18 protein-coding genes and 2 pseudogenes are annotated in these 18,793 nt (G+C 64.3%); 18 read left to right on the forward strand and 2 right to left on the reverse strand.

All coding sequences use genetic code 11. From position 1 onward, the window contains the following. Positions 1 to 36 precede the first annotated feature (36 nt). Together DPM33_RS20575 and DPM33_RS20580 are read right to left on the reverse strand one after the other, a co-directional pair. Positions 37 to 642, reverse strand: a complete 606-nt coding sequence (locus DPM33_RS20575) for a sulfite oxidase-like oxidoreductase (RefSeq protein ID WP_112099276.1) — start codon at positions 640 to 642, stop codon at positions 37 to 39. Between the two features lie 150 nt (positions 643 to 792). Further along, entirely contained in the window at positions 793 to 1,347 is a 555-nt protein-coding gene (locus DPM33_RS20580; protein WP_112099277.1) for a DUF1003 domain-containing protein, read from the reverse strand. A 487-nt stretch (positions 1,348 to 1,834) separates the two neighbouring features. On the opposite strand from DPM33_RS20580, the pseudogene DPM33_RS37040 reads away from it, so the two are divergent. From DPM33_RS37040 to DPM33_RS20655, 18 genes and pseudogenes are all read left to right on the forward strand, one after another. After that, positions 1,835 to 1,970, forward strand: a pseudogene (locus tag DPM33_RS37040) (IS3 family transposase); the annotation flags it as partial. A 288-nt stretch (positions 1,971 to 2,258) separates the two neighbouring features. Continuing rightward, positions 2,259 to 2,576, forward strand: coding sequence for a hypothetical protein (locus DPM33_RS20585; protein ID WP_112099278.1), 318 nt, complete (start codon positions 2,259 to 2,261; stop codon positions 2,574 to 2,576). A 39-nt stretch (positions 2,577 to 2,615) separates the two neighbouring features. Next, the gene (locus tag DPM33_RS20590; protein ID WP_167449160.1) at positions 2,616 to 3,185 is read left to right on the forward strand and encodes a MotA/TolQ/ExbB proton channel family protein; all 570 of its coding nucleotides are present in this window, start codon (positions 2,616 to 2,618) and stop codon (positions 3,183 to 3,185) included. Beyond that, positions 3,178 to 3,768, forward strand: coding sequence for a hypothetical protein (locus tag DPM33_RS20595; RefSeq protein ID WP_112099280.1), 591 nt, complete (start codon positions 3,178 to 3,180; stop codon positions 3,766 to 3,768). Before DPM33_RS20590 ends, DPM33_RS20595 begins: the two co-directional genes overlap by 8 nt. Further along, positions 3,765 to 4,262 carry a hypothetical protein gene (locus tag DPM33_RS20600; protein ID WP_112099281.1) on the forward strand — a complete coding sequence of 166 codons (498 nt, stop codon included), beginning with the start codon at positions 3,765 to 3,767 and terminating at the stop codon, positions 4,260 to 4,262. The genes DPM33_RS20595 and DPM33_RS20600 overlap by 4 nt, the downstream gene beginning before the upstream one ends. Before the next feature lie 242 nt (positions 4,263 to 4,504). Next, complete coding sequence (locus tag DPM33_RS37635; RefSeq protein WP_425373549.1) at positions 4,505 to 4,657, forward strand: hypothetical protein; 153 nt, start codon at positions 4,505 to 4,507, stop codon at positions 4,655 to 4,657. 166 nt (positions 4,658 to 4,823) lie between these two features. Next, a complete protein-coding gene (locus DPM33_RS20605; RefSeq protein ID WP_112099282.1) occupies positions 4,824 to 5,795 on the forward strand; it encodes an ArdC family protein in 972 nt (323 codons plus the stop codon). Continuing rightward, complete coding sequence (locus DPM33_RS20610) at positions 5,792 to 6,163, forward strand: DUF2958 domain-containing protein (protein WP_112099283.1); 372 nt, start codon at positions 5,792 to 5,794, stop codon at positions 6,161 to 6,163. The genes DPM33_RS20605 and DPM33_RS20610 overlap by 4 nt, the downstream gene beginning before the upstream one ends. A gap of 172 nt (positions 6,164 to 6,335) precedes the next feature. Then, the gene (locus tag DPM33_RS20615) at positions 6,336 to 8,459 is read left to right on the forward strand and encodes a ParB/RepB/Spo0J family partition protein (RefSeq protein WP_112099284.1); all 2,124 of its coding nucleotides are present in this window, start codon (positions 6,336 to 6,338) and stop codon (positions 8,457 to 8,459) included. A gap of 96 nt (positions 8,460 to 8,555) precedes the next feature. Further along, positions 8,556 to 9,033, forward strand: a pseudogene (locus DPM33_RS20620) (hypothetical protein). Positions 9,034 to 9,200: 167 nt separating this feature from the next. Continuing rightward, positions 9,201 to 13,529, forward strand: coding sequence for a bifunctional class I SAM-dependent methyltransferase/DEAD/DEAH box helicase (locus DPM33_RS20625; protein WP_112099285.1), 4,329 nt, complete (start codon positions 9,201 to 9,203; stop codon positions 13,527 to 13,529). Then, entirely contained in the window at positions 13,526 to 14,566 is a 1,041-nt protein-coding gene (locus tag DPM33_RS20630) for a DUF7146 domain-containing protein (RefSeq protein ID WP_112099286.1), read from the forward strand. Before DPM33_RS20625 ends, DPM33_RS20630 begins: the two co-directional genes overlap by 4 nt. Positions 14,567 to 14,907: 341 nt before the next feature. Then, the gene (locus tag DPM33_RS20635; RefSeq protein ID WP_112099287.1) at positions 14,908 to 15,834 is read left to right on the forward strand and encodes a DUF2493 domain-containing protein; all 927 of its coding nucleotides are present in this window, start codon (positions 14,908 to 14,910) and stop codon (positions 15,832 to 15,834) included. A 60-nt stretch (positions 15,835 to 15,894) separates the two neighbouring features. After that, positions 15,895 to 16,164, forward strand: coding sequence for a hypothetical protein (locus tag DPM33_RS20640; protein ID WP_112099288.1), 270 nt, complete (start codon positions 15,895 to 15,897; stop codon positions 16,162 to 16,164). Positions 16,165 to 16,547: 383 nt separating this feature from the next. Next, positions 16,548 to 16,715 (forward strand): hypothetical protein, encoded by a 168-nt coding sequence (locus tag DPM33_RS36340; protein ID WP_167449161.1) that lies wholly within the window; start codon positions 16,548 to 16,550, stop codon positions 16,713 to 16,715. Positions 16,716 to 16,846: 131 nt separating this feature from the next. Then, positions 16,847 to 17,287 (forward strand): hypothetical protein, encoded by a 441-nt coding sequence (locus tag DPM33_RS20645; RefSeq protein ID WP_112099289.1) that lies wholly within the window; start codon positions 16,847 to 16,849, stop codon positions 17,285 to 17,287. Between the two features lie 618 nt (positions 17,288 to 17,905). Further along, positions 17,906 to 18,232: a DUF736 domain-containing protein gene (locus DPM33_RS20650; protein WP_023731557.1), complete on the forward strand. Its 327-nt coding sequence runs from the start codon at positions 17,906 to 17,908 to the stop codon at positions 18,230 to 18,232. 177 nt (positions 18,233 to 18,409) lie between these two features. Beyond that, positions 18,410 to 18,670: a DNA -binding domain-containing protein gene (locus tag DPM33_RS20655; RefSeq protein ID WP_112099290.1), complete on the forward strand. Its 261-nt coding sequence runs from the start codon at positions 18,410 to 18,412 to the stop codon at positions 18,668 to 18,670. Positions 18,671 to 18,793: the final 123 nt, after the last annotated feature.

Consider the following 18,793-nt stretch of genomic DNA (forward strand, 5'->3'; position numbering starts at 1 on the left):
GCGCAGCTCTGCCATCGCGCGGTCGCGGCAATCGCTTCAGTCATTCTTGTATCGCTGCTCACGCCACGGATCGCCATATATGTGGTACCCACGCAGCTCCCAGAAACCGGCCTCGTCGCGCTCCGTGAACTGAAGCCCGTTTACCCACTTTGCCGACTTCCAGAAGTAGAGATGCGGCACGAGTAGGCGCGCCGGCCCCCCGTGATCGCGCGGCAGCGGCTGGCCTTCGTAGTTGAGCGCAACCATCGCCTTCCCAGTCGCGAGATCCGCGAGTGGAACGTTGGTGGAGTATCCGTCGTAGCAATGTGCGAGTGCAAACGGAGTGGGCGCGCTAAGCCCAGCGTCGGCGAGAATGTCGTCGATGGCCACGCCCTCCCAGGCGGTGTTGAGCTTCGACCATGAGGTCACGCAGTGGATGTCCCGCGTCATCCTGGTTCGTGGGAGCGCGTTGAACTCCGACCAGCTCCACGCCTTGACCGGACGAGTTCCGATCTTCAGCGTGAATGTCCAGTCCGCGGGCTCGATCCGTGGCGTGGGACCGGCAGTAAGCACCGGGAAACTATCAACGAGGTGCTGTCCCGGGGGAATCCGATCCGAAAGTTCAGATCCGGATTGGCGGCCCGTGAAACCGCGAGTGACCATGGCGGACTTCCTCCGTCGGCGGTGAAAGGAGCGTCGTCCCGCACATTGCGCTAAGCTGTTCTGCGCGGGATGGGCAAGCTACCGGCGGAGCATGGAATTCCGCGCGGCGAATGGGAAATGACGTCAGGCCATGAAGTCGATAGCCGGGCGTTATGATGGCCGTCCGCCTTCCGCATCGGACCCGCATGCACCCGACCCCGACTGCTCCAGCAACTCGGTCAGCATCCTGACGGCCTCGGTAAGCTTCAGGACTTCGCGCTCACGCAGTTGGTCGATCTTCTCATGCAGCAACTCTATCTCGAGTTCCGCCTTTACGTTAATGCGGTAGTCGTTCTCCGCGGCCGTGCGATCGATGTCCTGCTGCCGGTTCTGGGCCATCATGATGACCGGCGCGGCGTAGGCCCCCTGGAACGAAAGAGCGAGATTGAGAAGAATGAACGGGTAGGGATCCCAGCCCCTGATCGCGCCGGCCAGGTTGGCGGCTATCCAGACGAACAGGATTGCGCTCTGGATGATGATGAAGGTCCACGAGCCCATTACGGTGGCGACAGCGCCCGCTATCCTTTGCCCCGGCGTCAGGCACGAAGCCGCCGGGGGCTCATCCATGCCCTGAAGTCGAAGCGAGCGCCGCGCTCGCCGTAGGTCGGTGAGCAGGTCGCGTTCGGCCTCTTCCATGCCGTCCTGGTCTTCCGCCTTCTCTTCCACTCTGCCAACACCGTTCCGCTCGATTGCGCTAGCGTTAAGATTCCACGCGGACGGGGTAAAGGTATTGTGTCAATAACTCCGGGTAATGCCGCCGTTGTCACGGCGATGCCCTAGCCGACGCCGTGTTGACGAGCACGGAACTCCCTTAGAAGGAATCCGGAAAATGCTCGGGCGGCAGGCTTGATCGTCTTTCCGCTGACGAAGACCGCATTTACTTCCATCGACCCGAAATCCCGGTCAGGCAGCACCCGCACGGGCGCCCCGGCCGCGACTTCTGGCCCGCGCGCGCTTATTTCGCTTGACGCGGCGATCCTCAGCCCGGCGACGCTTGGGTGGCGCGTTCGTTGATGGTGATGGCGAGCTGGCTGTCAACGCGCACGGAGGTGATGCGGCCGTCCCTTGCGGAAGGAGAAAGTCGGCGAGGGATGCGCTAGACTGCTGATCACCGAGTGCTACGCGAGGTCCGACGGCATCGTGGGCGTGCGGCAAGGTGTACAGGACGAGGGATGACGCCAGGGCGGATGTGTTCGATTACATCGAGCGCTTCCACAACCCTCGGCGAAGGCACTCGACACTGGGGCTGTCTGAGTCCCGTCGAGTTTGAGGAACGAGCTATGTTAGCACAACCTCATGTCCGAAACCGGCAGCAGGCCATCTCGCTCATACTAAGGTTAAGCTTCCCCCACTAATCAGTTAGCCGAGTAAACCCTGGTGGAATGGAAGGCACCGTGACTCCTGCAGTACTCTGCAAGGCTAATAGCAGGTGCGAACAAGTACACCCTTGGCACGAAGGTTGAATCGACCGCAGGGCTGGCCGGGAGGCCTGCCTTCGCGCAAACTCGGAGGTCCCGATGTCCAACCAAGCTCTCAAACAGGGTAAGTCACGTTTTGAGTCAACGCGCATCAAAGCGATGGGCGCGGCAGTCTCGCTGGTCGCCATCTCCGCCATGCCGGTGGCGGCGGCATCGCCAGCAGCCACGGCGAGCGGGTTGCCCCAGTGCGGCTCCCGGCCGGAAATCCTGAAGCAGCTTTCCAGCCGATTCAAGGAAGCGCCGGTTGCCCTCGGCCTGGCCAAAAACGGCTCGGTCGTCGAAGTGCTGACCAGCGATGACGGCGAGACCTGGACGATCATGGTAAGCCAGCCGAACGGCCCAAGCTGCCTCGTCGCGGCCGGCGAAGGCTGGGAAGAATTGAAGCGGGTCGGCGCCAAGGGCGAGCGCGGCGCCTGATCTCATAGATAAATGGATCGCAAAAGAAGGAGCGGCAAGATGGTAGATATCTATTCCCGCGAAAACGCACCGCGGCAAAAGCCGTGGCCCAGTCCGGTCGCTCAGAAGCTCTGGCCAGAGCAGGCAGCCGACTTGGGATCGCACGCCGTTGGCCGCAGGCTGTCGGACACGCATTCCGATCACGGCGCTCCAAAGGCGTTTCTGTCGCGGTTCATCGTTCTTCAGGCGATTGGCACCGCCGGCATCGTCGGGCTGTGGGCCGTCGGCGTTGCCGGCAAACCGTTCGCCGGCAACAACGCGTTTCTGTGCTGGCTGATCGCAGCCATCGGTGCCCTGGGCATATTGTGCGTCTTCTTCCGGCGCTGGCGCGATGTAGATTGGCTGGCGACCCATGTGGTGCGGATCGGGCTGCTCGGAACCGTGGTTGGGCTCATCGTCGCCTTCTCAGCGGCGCGCGCCGGCGGCACGGCCGATCCCAATGCAATCCGTTCGATGATCGGGTCGGTCATAGACGGCATGTATGTCGCGCTCTATGCAACGCTGCTCGGCATAGCCACGAACCTGTGGCTCAAGATCAATCTTCGCCTGCTCGGCAACTTCGATGGATGAGGAAACTCTCACTGTCTGGCTCGACACCGCTCTCCTGATGCTCGGCGGCTTCGTCCTCATGACCACGCTCATGATGACGGTGATGAACCCTCCAGCCAAGGCGAGCGAGACCGATGGCGTCATGGCGCCCGGAAACGTGACAGTAGAGACGCAGTGGCCCGACAAGCTCGACGCCGATGTCGATCTGTGGGTCCAGGCGCCCGGCGATGTGCCGGTCGGCTACTCCAACAAGAGCGGCAAGGTATTCGATCTGCTGCGCGACGACCTCGGCATGGCGCAGGACATGACCGACTCCAACCATGAGGTCGCCTATTCTCGGGGAGCTCCCGCAGGCGAATACATCGTCAATGTTCACATGTATCGCGGCGTGAACGTCACATATCCCGTCCCGGTGAAGATAATTGTCAACGTGAAGACCGATTCCACCAAGTCGTCAACGCCGCTGGCCACAACGACGGTCCAGCTGCGCAAGCCCAACCAGGAGCTTACCGCCTTGAGATTCCGGCTCGATTCGACCGGCCAACTGGTGCCGGCTAGCATCAACAGCATCTTCAAACCCCTCCGCGTGGCGGCCTCCCGATGATGATCGCTCCCGTCTTCTTCGCCCTGCTGCTCGGGGTGTTCATCTTCGTCATTCTGCCGAATGCAGGCATTGCCCGCCGCACCCTCTCGGTCGGCATCTTCCTGGCGCTGATCACCGTCGTCTATGTCGGCGCCAGCGAGCTTCTTGGCCGTCCCAAGCCGTTCACGCTCGAGTGGCGTGACACGGCAAAAGCCCAGGTGGTGGGCGCTGTCCCGGTCGAGAACCAAGCTATCTACATATGGCTTACCACGCCTGACTCGACCGAGCCGCGCTTCTATGTGCTGCCATGGAGCCAACAAGCCGCGCAACAACTTCAAGATGCGATGGGCAAGGCGGAAGCCGAGGGCACTGGGGTAGAGATGAAGATGCAGACCGCCGATGCCGGTCTCGATACCCGCGAGCCGATGTTCTACGCACGGCCGCAACCGGCCCTGCCGGTAAAGGACTACCAGAGCGGCGGGCACCCGCTCGTGTATACGCAACCGGGGTCGTGATCGAATATGCCGCCGAGAGCGTATGCCCGTCGGCGGCATAGGGCCAGACCATCTTGTTACCGTTCGCATAAGCCCCCCAATTCGAGTTTAATTATGCTGTGACTTCCGCGGCAGCCAGGCTGAGTTCGATGGAACAGGGGACCGTTGTCGCGAAAATATCGAGATAGTTTCGCCCTTGTATCTCGGGGCCAACGTGACCAAGGCCCACGCTCGCCGCCTATTACGCCGTGGTGGCCGGGAAGATGCTGCCGCACATCCAGGATGGGCCGCTTTCGCTTGGTGCGCGATACCCAGGGCGACCTGCAACAGACTTTTTTCAGAAGCACACACTGCCAGGCATGCCCCGACCGCATCCGCCACGCAGTCCGGTAGCAATAACCATACTAGATGGTTAGCGACATTCGCCAATTTGGCGCGGGCTGCCTTTGCCGCAAATTCGAGAGCGTCCCCCTCCTACGGAAGGATCCCGCATCGCCGTCTAAAGTGAGAGTACGGACCGGTTTGTCGTGACGGGTTGAGAGCTGGAGGACGGGCCTCCTGCGCCCGTCGCGGAGAACCGCGATGTCCAGACATTACGCTCGCGTCGGCGCCGACCGGGCAAGCCTCTATTATGATATCACCAACAAGATCATCGCAGAGCTGGAGGCCGGCCGCTTCCCCTGGGTGCAGCCCTGGGGCACGGCGGCGGCGAAGGCGCCGCTCGCCATGCCGAAGAACGCCGCCACCGGGCGGCGCTATTCGGGTATCAACGTGCTTCTGCTCTGGGGCGCCTTAATCGAGCACGGTTTTCCCAGCCAGATTTGGCTCACCTTTCGACAGGCCCTCACGCTCGGCGGGAACGTCATCAAAGGCGAACACGGCACCACCGTCGTCTATGCCGATCGCTTTATCCCCGACGACGAGAAGAAGCGCGCCGAGGAGACCGAAGAGGAAGCCGTGTCAATCCCATTCCTCAAGCGCTACACCGTATTCAACGTTGGCCAGTGCGAGGGTTTGCCGGAGGACGTGGCGATCGCCGCGCCATCCCCGCCACCCGGCCAGATCGAGCCGCAGGTGAAGGCGCTGATCAAGGCGACTGGCATCGCATTCCGTATCGGCGGGGACCGGGCGTTCTATGTTCCGACCCACGACTATGTGTGTGTGCCGCCGCCGGCCGCCTATTTCGAGCCGATCAACTGGCATCGCACGGCGCTGCACGAGTTGGGCCACGCTACCGGCCATGCCTCCCGCGTCGGCCGTGACCTCGGCGGCGCCTTCGGCACCAAGAAATACGCTTTCGAGGAACTCGTCGCCGAGATGAACGCAGCCTTCTGCTGCGCTTCGCTTGGCATCGTGCCGACCGTGCGCCACGCCGACTACCTGGCGTCCTGGCTCGAGGTCCTGCGCGAAGATAACCGCGCCATCGTTCGTGCGGCCTCCCAGGCCAGCAAGGCGGCCGACTGGCTGCTCGCCTTCCTGCCGCAACCTGGCAGCGGAGCCAAGGCAGGCTCCGCCGAGGTCGATGAGACCGACATCGATAGGAGGGCGGCATGATCCTCCTCACCGACGAACTGCGCGAGCGCCTCCTCGCAAATGGCCGCGAGCGCAACGCCGATCACGCACCGGTCGTGAAGTTCTTCAATCCGCTCGGCGAAGGAACCTGGCTCGCGAACGAACTGGATGCCGATGGCGACGCCATGTTCGGTCTCGCCGATCTCGGCTATCTCGAGTTGGGCAGTTTCTCACTCCTCGATATGACGTCAGTCCGGCTGCCGTTCGGTATGGGCATCGAGCGCGACATTCTCTTTGCGACCGACCTACCGATTTCGGTCTGGGCAGAGGCCGCCCAGCGGGCCGGAAGCATCCGCGACGCGGAACGCATCCTCTACCACGCGGCCCAGCCTTGCCGAGACGGCGAGTGAGATCTCAACTTGGAAATCCCAAGCCGCAGATGCGCAAAGTCGTGTCTGCGGCCCTGTGCCCTCCAAATGTTCCGTGTGCGGCGTAGTCCTCAGAGTGAGAGGGCTGCGCCCGTCTTTGTGACGGGTTTGGAGGTCGAGAGAGTCTCGGCCGCCCGTCTCGGAGATAGTCCACATGGCTACGCCCAAGCAGAAGATCACCCTAAACGCCTCGCGCGACATTCCCTTCAACAAGCTGATGCTGAGCCAGTCCAATGTCCGGCGCATCAAGCGCGGGGAAACGATCGAGGACCTCTCCGCCTCGATCGCACGGCGTGGCCTGCTCCAGAGCCTCAACGTCCGGCCAGTTTTGGATGGCGAGGGCAACGAGACCGGCATGTTTGAGGTGCCGGCGGGCGGGCGCCGCTATCGCGCGCTGGAACTGCTGGTCAAGCAGAAGCGCATGATCAAGACCGAGCCCGTTCCCTGCGTCGTCAGCGATGCCCACAGCGCGATCCCGATCGAGGAGGATTCGCTTGCCGAGAATTTTCAGCGCGAGGATTTACATCCGCTCGACATGTTTCGCGCCTTCCAGACCCTTCACGACCAGGGCGCCAGCCATGAGGAGATCGCGGCACGCTTTTTCGTCTCCGCAACGTTCGTGCAGCAGCGCCTGAGGCTGGCCAGGGTTTCGGCCAAGCTGCAGGAGGTTTACGAGCAGGATGGCATGAAGCTCGAGCAGCTCATGGCCTTTACCGTCACCGACGATCACGCCCGTCAGGAACAGGTCTGGGAGGCTGTCGAAAACTCCTGGTCGAAGGAACCGCAGCAGATCCGGCGCCTTTTGACGGAAACCACGGTGCTCGCGACCGATCGCCGGGCGCTGTTCGTCGGTGTCGAGGCGTATGTCGCCGCTGGCGGCGTCGTCCTGCGCGACCTGTTCGAGGCCGACAATGGCGGCTGGCTGCAGGACCCCGCTCTGCTCGACCGCCTGGTCCACGACAAGCTGAAGTCTATCGCCGACGAGATCGCGGCGGAGGGCTGGAAGTGGATCGTGGTCGATGTCGATCTGCCTTATGGCCATAATCACGGTCTGCGGGCACTGGCCGGTACCGCCGTCGATCTGACCGACGCGGAGCGGGCGGAACGCGAAGCCCTGCGCGCGGAGTACGATCGGCTCGAAGCCGAGTATGGCGAATCCGACGAACTCCCCGATGAGGTCGATCGGCGCCTCGGCCAGATCGAGACTGCGCTTGAGGCCTTCGAGAGCCGCCCGATGAACTACGATCCCGCCGATATCGGCCGCGCCGGTGCCTTCATCAGCATCGACCGTGACGGTGACCTGGTCGTCGATCGCGGATATGTGCGCCCCGAGGACGAAGCGCCGGAAGCGGTCGACGGCGACGCCGACGGTGCGACCGAGAGCGAGGATGGCAGGGACGATCCTTCGGTGCGCCGAGCCACCATTACCATCGGCGCGCAAACGTCCGAGCCCGATGAGGATGACGGCGACGCCATCAAGCCGCTGCCCGAACGCCTGTTGATCGAGCTCACCGCGCATCGCACGTTGGCGCTGCGCAATGCCGTGGCCGGGAACCAGCACGTGGCGATGACGGCGTTGTTGCATCGGCTTGTCCTCGACACCTTCGGTCATCGCTCCGCGACCGGCTGCCTCGAGGCGTTCGTCCGACACGTTCGCTTGCCGACGCAAGACGCCGAGCTGAAAGATAGCCCCGCGGCCAAGGCGATCGACGAACGCCATGAAGCGTGGAAGGGCGACATCCCGCTCGGTGACGACCAGACTCTGTGGGCCTGGCTCGACAGTCTCGATGAAGCCAGTCAGCACGCACTGCTGGCGCATTGCGTCAGCTATGGGATCAACGCGCTGTTCGAGCGGCCTAACCCCTATGGCAGCGGCGTTTCCCAGCACGGGCTGGAGCAGCGCTTGCGCGAAGCCGACCGGCTCTCCCACGCCACCGGGCTCGACATGGTGGATGCGGGTTGGCGTCCGACGGTCGAGAACTATCTCGGTCGCGTCACCAAGTCCCGCATCCTCGAAGCCGTGCGTGAGGGCGTCGGCGAGCAGGCCGCTCAACTCATCGACCACCTCAAGAAGGGCGACATGGCCAAGGAGGCCGAACGCCTCCTTGCCGATAGTGGCTGGCTACCCGAACCGCTCCGTCTGATCGATCAGGACGCACCGCCCGCGCTGCCGGGCGAGGGCGAGGAACCTGACCTGCCCGAATTCCTCGCCGGCGATGACGAAGACGACTCGGCGGCAGCCGATGAGGTCATCGCTCACGCGGTCGCTGCCGAATAGCACCCATCGACGGGGCGGCTCCGGCCTCCCCGTTTCCCTTCACCTCACCCTCATGGTCCGACGCCCTGTCGGGCCTTTTCGTTTCAGGAGACATCCATGTCCGCCCACATCGTTTATGACAACGCCCCGCTCGGCTCGCTGATCCGGTACTCGGACGGCACCCCCAAACCGCCCGCGCGCTTTTACCCGCAAGCTCGCCGACTGGGACCGTCGCAACGGCTTCGGCCGTCTGGTCCGCAAGGCATCGCCGCGCAACCGTCCGACCTACAGCGCGCCGGTCTCGATCACGCTCAATGAAGGGAACTTCTCCTCCGGGGGCGTCATCCTCGTGACGGCCATGCGAACCTACTCGGTCGACAGCGACCTCACCTTCAAGATCGTCGAGCAGCCCGGTATCGGCATGGTCCGGGTCCTGCAGCAGATCGGCGACGACGACGAGTTGTTGCACCTCGCCGAGAGCCGGGAGGCGGCCGCACTCTGGTTGGCCAAGACCGGATACCGCAATGCGCGTCTTGAAGACGTCACCGCCGACGAGGTCGGCGCGGACGTCGTCGAGGGGCGGGCGGCAGCGTAACTGCGAAACACCGGCAAGCGCTCCACCTCACGGCGGGGCGTTTATTTCATTTTAGGTTCGGCGGGGCCCTGAGAGGGAGAGGCGGGCCGGGATGGGTTTGAATCCGTGCGGTCCAGAGAGAGCGCCGCGCGGCTCGATCCTTTCCCCGCTCTCCCGAGGTTCACACCATGTATATGATCTCGCCCGCTGCTACGGTTCCCACTGGCGCACCGCTCCCGCTCGCCCAAACCCGTGCAGCCGACGCTATCTTCGCCGCCGCCGGCCTGCTGCTTCCCCGTCTCGAACGCGGCGAGTGCATCGACGCGCCAACGCTGCGCTCGGCGATGGAAACCGCATTCGGCGCATCCGACGCCGCCGGCGCCTGGGACTGGAAGCAGGCCTATGATGCCTGCGAGGCCGCGACGGTCCTTTTCCTGCGCAAGTACGGAAAGGCGTTGTTCCGCAAAGCCGCGTCGCCGGCTCTCCGTCTTTCCGCATTGTCGAAGATCGCCGGGCTCATGCCGACGCATACCCGCCGATCCGAAGAGGCGCAGACCTTCCAGCAGTTCTCGACACCGATTCCGCTCGGCCTGGTCGCGGCAACCGCCGCCGCCATCACGCCCGCCGACCGTGTGCTGGAGCCTTCCGCCGGCACCGGGCTGCTCGCCATCCTGGCCGAGATAGCCGGTGCCTCGCTCGTCCTCAACGAGCTTGCCGAGACACGCGCGGCACTTCTCTCCTGCCTCTTTCCGACCGTTCCCGTCACCCGCTTCGACGCCGCCCAGATCGACGACCATCTCAATCCCGGCGCCGAGCCGAGCGTGGTGCTGATGAACCCGCCCTTTTCGGTCATAGCCAATGTCGACGGCCGCATGGCCGACGCGGCCTGGCGGCACATCGCCTCGGCGCTGGCGCGCCTTGCGCCTGGCGGGCGGCTGGTGACGATCACCGGCGCCAGTTTCGGTCCCGACAATCCGGCATGGACCCCGGCCTTTACCCGGCTGCAGGAGCGTGGTCGCGTCGTCTTCTCTGCCGCCATAGACGGCGCCGTCTATGCCAAGCATGGCACGACCTTTCCGACACGCCTCACCGTCATCGACAAGGTTCCGGCGGACGATGCCACCATACTCGCGGATGCTCCGGGCATCGCTCCGGATGCGGCGACGCTCCTCGCGTGGATTGAGGAGCGCCTTCCCGCGCGGTCGCCGGTCGTGATGACCGCCGTTTCCAGCGCGGCATCGGCGGTCGCCGCGCCCCGCACAGTGCACGGCTATCTCGCACGCGCGGTGAGAACCACGCCACACATGTCGATTGTAGACCCAGAGGCTGTCGAACTCGCCTATACGGTGGTCGACTGGCACGCGGCCGAGGGCGGCCACATCAGCGACGCCATCTACGAGGACTACGCGCTTCAGGCGATCCGCATTCCCGACGCGCAGCCGCACCCCACCCAACTCGTGCAATCGGCGGCCATGGCCTCGGTGGCGCCACCCAAGCCGAGCTACCGGCCGCGCCTGCCGAAGAATGTCCTTGACCTGCTGTCGGATGCGCAACTCGAGACCGTCATCTATGCCGGCGAGGCCCATACCGAATATCTCGCCGGCGCCTGGACCCTCGACGACACCTTCGACGTGGTGAGCGCCGCAGCCGATGACGCCGTGGGTTCGGTACGCTTTCGGCAAGGCTTCATGATTGGCGACGGCACTGGGGTGGGCAAAGGCCGGGAATCCGCCGCCGTCATTCTCGACAACTGGATGCAGGGCCGACGCAAGGCGGTCTGGATCAGCAAGTCCGACAAGCTGATCGAGGATGCGCAGCGCGACTGGTCCGCGCTCGGCATGGAGCGCCTGTTGATCACCCCGCTCTCCCGCTTCCCGCGGGGCAAGCCGGTCACGCTCGCGGAAGGCATCCTATTCACCACCTATGCCACGCTGCGCAGCGACGACCGCGGCGAGAAGGTTTCGCGGGTCAAACAAATCGTCGAATGGTTGAGCCCGGATTTCGATGGGGTCATCATTTTCGACGAGGCGCACGCCATGCAAAACGCCGGTGGCGGCAAGAGCGAACGCGGCGACGCCGCTCCCTCCCAGCAAGGCCGCGCCGGCCTCAGGCTCCAGCACGCCCTGCCGCAAGCTCGCATCGTCTATGTGTCAGCCACCGGCGCCACTACGGTCCACAACCTGGCCTATGCACAACGGATCGGTCTCTGGGGCGGCGAGCATTTTCCATTCTCGACCCGAGCCGATTTCGTCGAGGCGATCGAGGCAGGCGGCGTGGCGGCGATGGAAGTGCTGGCACGCGATCTTCGGGCGCTCGGCCTCTATACGGCCCGCTCGCTCTCTTTCAACGGCGTCGAATACGAACTGCTCGAGCATGAGCTGACGCCTGAACAGGTCCGCATCTATGACGCGTACGCTGGTGCCTTCGGCGTCATCCATAACAATCTCGATGCGGCGATGCAGGCGGCCAACATCACCGGCACCACCGGCACGCTCAATGCCCAGGCCAAGTCGGCCGCGCGCAGCGCTTTTGAAAGCGCCAAGCAGCGCTTCTTCGGTCATTTGTTGACCAGCATGAAGACGCCGACCCTGATCCGCTCCATCACCCGCGATTTGGAGGAGGGCCATGCGGCCGTTGTCCAGATCGTCTCGACGGGCGAGGCGCTCATGGAGCGGCGGCTGGCGGAGCTGCCGACCGAGGAATGGAACGATGTCCGAGTGGACATCACGCCGCGCGAATACGTCCTCGACTATCTCGCCCATTCCTTCCCGGTGCAGCTCTATGAGCCCTTCACCGACTCCGAAGGCAATCTGTCGTCGCGCCCGGTCTACCGCGATGGCCAGCCGGTCGAGAGCAGCGAGGCGGTCGCCCGGCGCGACGAGCTGATCGCCAAACTCGCCAGCTTGACGCCTGTCCCGGGCGCGCTCGACCAGATCGTCCAGCATTTCGGGGTGGACATCGTGGCCGAGGTCACCGGTCGCTCGCGCCGCATTGTCCGCAAGGGAGAGCGCCTTGTCGTTGAAAACCGTGCCGGGCCAGCCAACCTCGGCGAGACGCAGGCCTTCATGGATGACCAGAAGCGCGTTCTGGTCTTTTCCGATGCCGGTGGCACGGGCAGGTCTTACCATGCCGACCTCTCGGCTCGGAACAGGCGCCTGCGCGTCCACTACCTGCTCGAAGCCGGCTGGAAGGCCGACACCGCCATTCAGGGCCTGGGCCGCACGCATCGCACCAATCAGGCGCAGCCGCCGCTCTTCCGGCCGATCTCGACCAATGTGAAGGCGGAAAAGCGCTTCCTCTCGACGATCGCCCGCCGTCTCGACACGTTGGGCGCGATCACTCGGGGCCAGCGCCAGACCGGTGGCCAGGGCCTGTTCCGGCCGGAGGACAATCTGGAAAGCCACTATGCCCGCGATGCGTTGCGGCAACTCTATCTGCTGATCGTCCGCGGCAAGGTCGAGGGCTGCTCGCTAGAGCGTTTCGAGGCGGCGACAGGTCTCAAGTTGATGGATGCCAATGGCGTCAAGGACGAGTTGCCGCCGATCACCACCTTCCTCAATCGCCTGCTCGCACTGACTATCGCGCTGCAGGGCGTGCTGTTCGGTGCCTTCGAGCAACTGCTGGCGGCCCGCATCGAGGGCGCGATCGCGTCAGGCACCTACGATGCCGGGCTGGAGACGCTGCAGGCCGAAAACTTCGTCGTCACCGATCGGCAGGTGATCTACACCCATCCGCGCACCGGCGCCGAAAGCCGCCTGCTCACGATCACCGAACGCAAGCGCAATCGGCCCGTCACGCTCAATGCGGCGCTCGATCATCTCCGTGATCCGCGTGCCTTACTGCTCATCAACGAGCAATCGGGCCGCGCCGCCGTACAGATCCCGACACCCAGTGTCATGCTCGACGATGGCGAGGTCGAGCGACGTGTCCGCCTGATCCGGCCGATGGAAGGCCAGAACATGCCGCTCAAGGCCATGGGCGAAACACGCTGGGCCGAGGCCGATCGCGAGGCGTTCATAACTGCCTGGACGGCCGAAATCGCCGGGGTGCCAGAGTTTTCGGACTCGGTCTTGCACATGGTCACCGGCCTGCTGCTGCCGATCTGGAAGCGCCTGCCCAACGAGTCGACACGCGTTTATCGGCTTCAGACCGACGAGGGCGAGCGCCTCATCGGCCGTCGCGTCTCGCCGGCATGGGCCGCCAACGCCTCTGCGACGAACGGGGTTGCGCTATCGCCGGAGCAGGCGTTTGCGGCTCTGATGGACGGCCGGACAATCCTCGATCTTGCCGAGGATCTCCAGCTTCGCCGCAGCCGCGTCATGGGCGCATGGCGCATCGAATTGTCGGGCTTCACCGACACGATGCGCCAGCGCCTCACCGCCTACGGTCTCTTCCACGAGATCATTTCATGGAAGCTCAGGATGTTCGTGCCGATCGACGCCAACGGGCTCGCCGTGCTGGAGCGCGTGCTCGACCGTTTTCCAATCGAGCGGGTCAGCGAGCGGGAGGCTGCATGATTCCGCGTCACGCTGCATCCGACCTCGCACACCGCCTCGGCGAACATGCCGAGGCGGTGTGCCGCCACTACCTCTCCAATGGCCGTCGCCAGGGCAACTATTGGACCGTCGGCGACGTCCGCAATGCGCCGGGTCGCTCGATGTTCGTGCGTCTGCAGCCATCCCCGAAGGGACCGCCAGGCAAATGGACCGACGCCGCTACCGGCGAGCATGGCGACCTGCTCGATGTCATCCGCGAATCCCTCGGACTGGTCAACTTCCGGGACGTCGCCGACGAGGCGCGCGGGTTTCTCGCCATGCCAGATGCCATGCCACCCCGACCGGCCGAGCCGATCACGCAGGTCCCCATTGGATCTCCGGAGTCCGCTCGCCGACTGGTCGCCATGTCGAAGCACATTATCGGCACCCTCGTGGAAACCTATTTGCGTGGCCGTAGCATTACGACTTTGCACGGAACCGCAGCCTTGCAGTTCCATCCACACTGCTACTACCGGCCAGACGATCATGGACCGACCAAGACCTTGCCGGCGATGATCGCCGCTGTCACCGACCTCGATGGACATCTGACCGGCGCGCACCGCACCTGGCTCGCACCGGACGGCACCGGCAAGGCACTCGTCGACACACCGCGTCGGGCAATGGGTGACCTTCTCGGTCACGCCGTCCGCTTCGGCGTACCCGGCAACGTCATGGCGGCAGGCGAAGGCATCGAGACAACGCTATCGCTCAGATGCGCCTTGCCCGACATGGCGATGGCGGCAGCACTCTCGGCAGCCCATCTTGCCGCCATCCTGTTTCCTCCGAACCTGCGGCGGCTCTATGTCATCCGCGACAACGATCCGGCCGGTGACGGTGCCAGAGACGGCCTGCTCGAGCGTGCGACCGACGCCGGAATCGAGGCAATCGTGCTGTCGCCGCAGACGGAGGACTTCAACGAAGACCTCCGCCATTTCGGACTTGCCGCCTTCCGCGCCTCGATTGCAGACCAGCTCATGCGCAAAGATCGCATCCGCTATCTGACACAGGCGGCGGCATGAGCGGTGAGGGGAAGCGCGCGGCGCACGGTGCCGGCGCGGCGCATGGATGCGTGGTCCGTCGGCAGAGAACCGCGACCCGTCCTTCAAGAGGGCGATCGGGCCCACGAGCTGGCCTGCCAGACAATGGCGGCGGCTGACTATTTTCCGGCGGCGCGCGACTGGTTGCGAATGGCAGCGATTGGGCGCGACGCCTTTCCATCGCGATGCAAAATAGCCGGCTGCCGCCATCCTCCGCTGCGCTTCGGCCCTTCGCTTCGCTGCGGGTGTCGGGCCGTCCCGCCCGTGGCTCTCGTCGCCATGAAGGCCGCGAGGGTCGCGGTCAATCCGACGGGAGCATCCCCATGAGCGAGCACGACGACACGGAACCGCACCACGCCGCTTCTCCGACCGATCACCTCCTCACCGAACTCCAGCTCTATGGCTGGCGCCCCTATGCGGACGAGCCCGATCCGCGACCGCTCCCCGGTGGCGAAGACGTAGCCAGAGCCGTGGCCGACATCTTTGACGCCCTCATCGCCACCTTGGCCGACACGCGCCTCGAACCCGACCTCGATGACCTGCTCTGGTCCGTCACCAATGTCTTCCACCGCGCTGTACAACGGATCGAGCGGCAACTGGACGACAACGAGCAGGCCCAGCGCCGTCTGCAGCGCGAACAGGACGGCACAGAGATCAAGGCGGTCGAACTCGAGCACCTCACCGCCCAGGGCCAGACCATGATCGAACGGCGTGACGCCTTCGAGCTTATGCGTGACCAGGCCGCCGACCACTACGAGCAGCATACTGGCTCGGCCTGGCGACCGCGCACGGGGTCGATGGTCAACCACCACCATCTCACTTCCGCAATGATCGATAGCCGCGACTTCCTAGCGGCCAGGCGGCGCGCGGAAACCGAGGTCCTTTTACCCCCCGGCCCCAAGATCGCCTTCTCCGGCGGCGATACTGCCGATCATGAGCTGATCTGGGCAAAGCTCGACCAAATCCGTGCCAAGCACCCCGACATGGTGCTGATGCACGGCGGATCACCGAAAGGCGCCGAAAAGATCGCCGCCCGCTGGGCCGACCATCGCAAAGTGCCGCAAGTCGCTTTCAAGCCCGACTGGAGCAAACATGCCAAGGCCGCTCCCTTCAAGCGCAACGACCAGATGCTGGCGGTCATGCCGATCGGCGCCATCATCTTTCCGGGCACCGGCATTCAGGAGAACCTCGCAGACAAGGCCCGCAAGCTCGGCATCCCGGTCTATCGGCTCGGCAACGGCGGCGCGTAAGCGCCGCCGGAATCTCCGCCCTCCCATAAATAGCCGGGGAGGCAAGGCATTCTTCAAGCCATGTCGCTCGTATCCTTTCCCGAAAGTTTCACGCCGGACATCGCGCTCGCCGATACCTTCGTACGCAATGCCGCCGCCCACCTCGATGGCGCTGACCGGGCGGCGGATATAGGCAGGCACAATGCCGCCCTTCACGCCATCGCCATCGCCATTGAATTGCTCTTGAAGTCGCATCTTCTCAGGGTCGCGACCGACGATCGCTGGAACCGCCGCCATATCGGGCACGATCTCGACAAGGCGGCTCGTTATGCCGAGAGAGAGCTGGATTAGGCCTGCCACCGCGACTGCACAGCGTCGTCGCCCAGCTTCATTTTCAGCGTGGCGGCTTCCAGCGGGGCCCGTCGCGATCATGGCCGTCCGGTTTCTCGCTCGACGCCCGCCACATCGCGCGGCAGCTCGCTCAGACGCTCCTGGAGCAAGCGTCGCGCCAATGACGCCCGCCGCTCCTGACTGAAGACGACCACCCCCGGCGATCCATTGCGCTGATCCTTGGTTCAGCCGACGACCTAACGCCATCAACCCGCAACGGGTCGGACTACGCGAAGCGTGCCGCCACTCCGGCTTCGCCTTCGCGGTGATTGCGGCCATCGGCCGAACACATCGGGCGCCTGTCCGCGGGGGATGGTCCTCCGCTTCAAACAGGAGCCGGATCGATGTCCTTCGCCAACGCACATGCCTTCGCCTTCAGCCTCGCCGCCACCCTCACGGTCGTCATCGTCATCTTTCGTGCCGGCGACGGCACTCTCTCGGTCGTGCCCGCGAACGAGTACGACGGCGACGACACCGCTATCATCGGCGAAATCGACCCGTTCGCCCCATGACGGGGCGGGCCGCGCCTGGCGATGCAAGAACCGGCGGGTTTCGCCCGCGCTTTTCCTTTGCTATGCTGTGCGCTGCGCCAGGTGGTGGTGGAAGGCGCAATCGCCAGAGCTATTCTCTCGGAGACACCACCATGATCATCCTCGGCATTCTCCTTTGCATCGCGGCCATCGGCATCTTGTGCTGGTTGCTCTTCACGCTTGCTGTCTTCGCCTTCCCGTTGTTCGTCGGCGTCAGCGCAGGTACGTGGGCATTCAACACCGGTGCCGGCTGGCTTGGCGCGATCCTTGTCGGCATCCTCGCAGCCGGGCTGACGCTCGGCGTCGGCCAAATCCTCCTCGGCGTTATCAGCCCCATGTGGGCGAAGCTGACGATCGCGCTGGTCTTCGTCGCTCCCGCGATCGTTGCCGGCTATCATGCCACCCATGGCATCGCGAAGCACATGATGCCTTCGGAAATCTGGCAGGTCGTCTTTTCCGTCATTGGCGCGATCGCCGTCGGCGTCACGGCATATCTGCGGGTCGCGGGCATGGCCGCCGCCGACCAATCCGGTAGGGACATGGTTCGAGCTTAAACCCGCGAGCGAGGCGGGTGGACCTGACCGACGAAGGCCTAGCCTCCTCATCATCGGTTGGAGCAATCGGGCTACATGCCAAGGATCGAGCAACGGCCACGTGGGGGCGCGGCCCCGTTTGTGGACTTGGACTTTCTTCCGTCGATGCCGCATGGCAGGACGACCAGTCGGTGGCAGGACGGCAGCGCGGGCCGGTGGCCGCGGCGCTGGAGGTGCGTGGGGGTTCCCCGGCGCCTGGAATGCGTGGACGACGCCAGTGAACTCGTAGCGATCTGCTGGAGGCGCGTTGGACGCCAACGTCTCCGTTGCCAATCTGTCCCAAGAGCGCTCCAAACGGCCTCTTCAATGGGCTGATCTGGCCGAAGGACGGCTGAAGCCTCGACCGCCTAAGCCGCAACGGCGCGTCTCGACTTTCTTCCCCTGCCGGCTCCCACCCCATGCCACAAGCGGCATGGGGACCCCGAGCGCCGCCATTCCTCGCGAGACAAGAAAGTCGTTCCTGCGCCGTCCTGCGCGTTTGCTCCGGTCGCAAGCGATGCGTCGTCGGTCGCCTCCGGCCAAGTGATCGCCATCGAGGCCGCATGGTGCGGGCTCGGGAACAGAAAACGGAGACTTACAATGGCTACCATCGGCACCTTCAAGAAGTCCGCCTCGAACGAGTTCACCGGGGAAATCGTCACCCTCAGCGTCCAGGCCAAGAACGTGCGCATCGTCCCAGACACCCGCGCCACAGGCGAGAACGCTCCCAGCCACCGGGTGCTGGTCGGCCGCGCCGAGATCGGCGCCGCCTGGTCGAAGACCTCCAACGAGGGCCGCGACTACCTGGGTCTCAAGCTCGACGATCCGAGCTTCAACGCCCCGATCTACGCCAACCTCTTCGACGATGAGGAAGGTGAGGGTTTCTCGCTCATCTGGTCCCGCCCGAACGCGCGGCGGGGCGACTGAGGACCCGTGCAGGCCCCGGCCGGAAGGCCGGGGCCTTCTTCCGCGGACGTCCGGTTCATCCCACTCAAGCCGAGAGCGATGCCGAAACCGCATCGCCTGATGCTTATCAACCATGCTCCGCCGGCAAAATTGTTTCTATAAAATGCAGGCTTCACTCTGTCACGACGAGGGCAAGCGATGATCGAGCCGTTTGACGAAACCGCGCCGACCAGTGACGAACTCACCGAATACGATCGGGAACACGTCAAGCTCTATGTGCGCCTGCTTGACGCCGCCGACGACGGCGCGGACTGGCGCGAGGTGGTCGAAATTCTCTTCGGCATTGATCTGACGAAGGAGCCACAACGCGCCCGGCGCATCCATGACAGCCATCTGGCGCGAGCGCGCTGGATGGCGCGTGCTGGCTACCGCCATCTGTTGCGTCAGCCCGGCAGCTAGCACCAACGCTCCTGTCGTTCCCGGGTGATGCCGAAATGGCATCACCCGATGCCCGGCGAGGGTCTTCCGCCAATCGCTACAACCCGAAATTGTTTTGAGGCGGGGACTACGCGTTTCTTGCGA

The organism is Mesorhizobium hawassense, from assembly GCF_003289945.1.
Taxonomy (GTDB): domain Bacteria; phylum Pseudomonadota; class Alphaproteobacteria; order Rhizobiales; family Rhizobiaceae; genus Mesorhizobium; species Mesorhizobium hawassense.